The sequence below is a fragment of the Streptomyces sp. NRRL WC-3549 genome, from assembly GCF_000721935.1.
In the GTDB taxonomy this organism is placed as follows: Bacteria; Actinomycetota; Actinomycetes; order Streptomycetales; family Streptomycetaceae; genus Streptomyces.
Genome location: NZ_KL585398.1, coordinates 81,635 through 84,485 on the forward strand (window position 1 = coordinate 81,635; position 2,851 = coordinate 84,485).

Here is a 2,851-nt window from a genome sequence, read left to right on the forward strand (position 1 = left end):
AGCCGATGCTCCGCGGGACCTACGGCGAGGCCGTCGGGCGGCGGTTGTTCTCGGCGATCGCCGACCTGACCCGGCTGGCCGGCTGGACGTCGTACGACATCGCGGCGCACGGCCTGGCCCAGCGCTACTTCGTCCAGGCGCTGCGGCTCGCCCAGGCCGCCGGGGACCGGGCGTACGGCTCGTTCGTGCTGATCACGATGAGCCGGCAGGCCGTCTACCTCGGGCACGGCAGGGAGGCCGTCCAGCTCGCCCGGGTCGCCCAGCAGGGCATCGGTACCTCGGCCCCGCCCGTGGTCATGGCCCTGCTGCACGCGGTCGAGGCCCGGGGGCACGGCGTCCTGGGCGAGACCAGGGCCTGCGTCGCGGCGCTCGTGCGGGCGGAGCGCGCCCTGCAGAGCGCCCGTCCCGGCGACGACGTCCCGCACTGGGCCCGGCCCTTCGACGAGGCGCAGCTCGCCGACGAGTTCGGCCACTGCCACCGCGACCTCCAGCAGTACCGGGCGGCCGCCCAGCACGCCGAGCGGTCGCTCCAGCTGCGCGCCCCGGCGTACGCCCGGAGCAGGCTGTTCTGCCGGGTGGTGCTCGCCTCCGCCCGGCTCGGGCTCGGGGAGCTCGACCAGGCCTGCCTGCTGGGCGCCGAGGCGGCCCAGCAGGCGTCCCAGATGCGGTCGGCGCGGGCCACGGAGTACGTCCGCGACTTCGAGCGCCGCCTGGAGCCGTACCGGGACGCGGTCGCCGTACGCGGCTACCGCGACCGGGTCGCGGCCCTGGGCTGAACCGGGGCGGGGTCAGGCCGCGGCGGGCAGCGTCGGCCCGTCCGCGGGTGTGTGGCGCACCCCGAGGTCCGTGAGGATCGCCGAGGCGGCCCGCCGGCCCGAGTGCAGGGCGCCCTGGACCGTACTCGTGTCGCGGTGGTCGCCGCACACGTACAGGCCGGCGAGCACCCGCACGGGCCGCTCCAGATCGTGCGGCGGCGCCATCACGGGCACCGCCTCCGGGTCGTGACGGGCCGCCAGGAGCTCCCAGTCGTACGTCGGGGTGCCGTAGAGCGAGGCCAGGTGGGCGCGGACGGTGCGGTCCAGGTCCGGAGGCGGGGGACCGAGGACCGTGGAGGTGATCAGGGCCCGGCCGTTCGGTGCGCGTGACGGGTCGACCGCGCTCATCACCGCGGTGTGCGCGACCGGCCCCGACCGGTCGGCGTCCAGCAGCAGCCGGGCGCCCGTCGGCGGGGGAGCGGGGGCGGTGTGATGGAGCACCGTCACGGGGTGGAAGGAGGGCGTCCGCAGCCCCGGCAGCAGCTCGGAGGCCGCGCCCGCCCCGGTCGCCAGCAGCAGGGAGCGGCAGCTCAGCTCCCCGTGCTCCTTGGTGCGCACGGAGGTGATGTCGGCGGCCGTGACGTGCACCCCGGTCCGCACGGTGCCCGGCGGGAGCGAGGCCGCCAGCAGCTCGGGCAGGGCCGCGGCCCCGCCCGCCGGGACGCAGAGCCCGCCGCGCGCGTAACCGCGCAGGGCGAGGTCGGCGCAGCGGCTCGACGTGGCGAGGACGGGGTCGGAGAGCAGCGCCGAGAGCAGGGGGCGCAGGAAGCCGTCGACCGTGCGGGGCGAGAGGCCGCGCGAGGTGAGGGAGTTCAGTGCCGGCCGGTCGGGCCGGGCCAGGATGCGGGAGACCGGAGTGGTGGCGAGCCGGGACAGCCAGGCGCCCAGCCTGGCCTGCTCGATCGCGCCGCCCAGGGGCGCGTGAGGGGCGCTCGGCCGGGAGCGTGCGGCCCTCAGCGCGCCCCTCGCGCTGCGCACGTCCCCGGCACGGTAGCGGCGGCCCCGGCTGTGGACGAGCACCCCGGGGGCGAACTCCCTGAGCGCCAGCCCGTGGAGGCCCGGCGCGGCGCGCAGCTCCGGGTCGGCGGGACTGAGCAGGGACCCCGTGTGGTCGAGCCGGAACCCGTCCAGGTCCTCGGTGGCCATCCGCCCGCCGACGCGGGGGGCGGCCTCCAGGACGCATGTCTCCACTCCTGCGCTGATCAGCTGGTGGGCGGCTGTCAGACCGGCGATCCCGGCCCCGATGACAACCACGTCCGCGTGGTGTGCCGTGTCTGCCCTGAGCACGTGCCCCTCCCCGAGTCGGCGCGACCGCTGGGGGCTCCTGCCCCCGCGGACCCCCGGAATGCCGGGGTCCGGGCTCGAAGCTAGGCCGGTGGCCGACCGGCGCCCAGCCGCGCGCGCCCCGGGCACCGGTGCACGGGGTCGCACGCCCGTCCGATCAGCGCAGTGCCGCCCGGATGGCGCCGTCGATGCCGGGGAAGGCGAACGCGAAGCCGGAGTCGAGGAGCCTGCGGGGAAGCACCCGCTGACTGCCCAGGACGTCCCCGGCGAACTCGCCGAGCGCGATCCGCAGGGCGGGCGCCGGCGCGGTGAAGAGGGTCGGGCGGTGCAGCACCCGCCCCATGGCCGCCGTCACCTGGCCGTTGGTGACGGGCGCGGGTCCGGTCAGGTTGACCGGACCGGACAGGGCCTCGGTGTCCAGGACGTGCCGCAGGGCCGCGACGTGGTCGTGCAGGGCGATGAAGCTCCAGTACTGCCGGCCGCTGCCCAGACGACCGCCCAGGCCCGCCTTGAAGAGGGGGAAGAGGCGGCCCCAGGCCCCGCCCCCACGGGCGACGACCAGACCGGTGCGGGCGTGCACCGTGCGGATACCGGCCTCCTCGGCGGGCGCCGTGGCCTCCTCCCACTCCACGCACACGGAGGGCAGGAACCCCTTGCCCGGGGGCGCGGTCTCGTCGACGGTCCGGTCCCCGGTGTCGCCGTAGTAGCCGATGGCCGAGCCGGACAGCAGCACCTTCGGCGGGGTGTCCAGC

At 77.0% G+C, this 2,851-nt stretch carries 2 protein-coding genes and 1 pseudogene; 1 reads left to right on the plus strand and 2 read right to left on the minus strand.

Going from position 1 to position 2,851, the window contains the following annotated elements; genetic code table 11:
* Positions 1–776, plus strand: a pseudogene (locus IH13_RS0114685) (regulator); the annotation flags it as partial.
* A gap of 12 nt (positions 777–788) precedes the next feature.
* Here IH13_RS0114685 and IH13_RS0114690 read toward each other — a convergent pair.
* On the minus strand, positions 789–2,162 hold the full coding sequence (locus IH13_RS0114690; protein WP_234433302.1) for an FAD-dependent oxidoreductase: 1,374 nt from the start codon (positions 2,160–2,162) through the stop codon (positions 789–791).
* A gap of 94 nt (positions 2,163–2,256) precedes the next feature.
* The coding region (locus tag IH13_RS0114695; RefSeq protein ID WP_031084555.1) for a TIGR01777 family oxidoreductase at positions 2,257–2,851 on the minus strand (595 nt) is incomplete at its 5' end.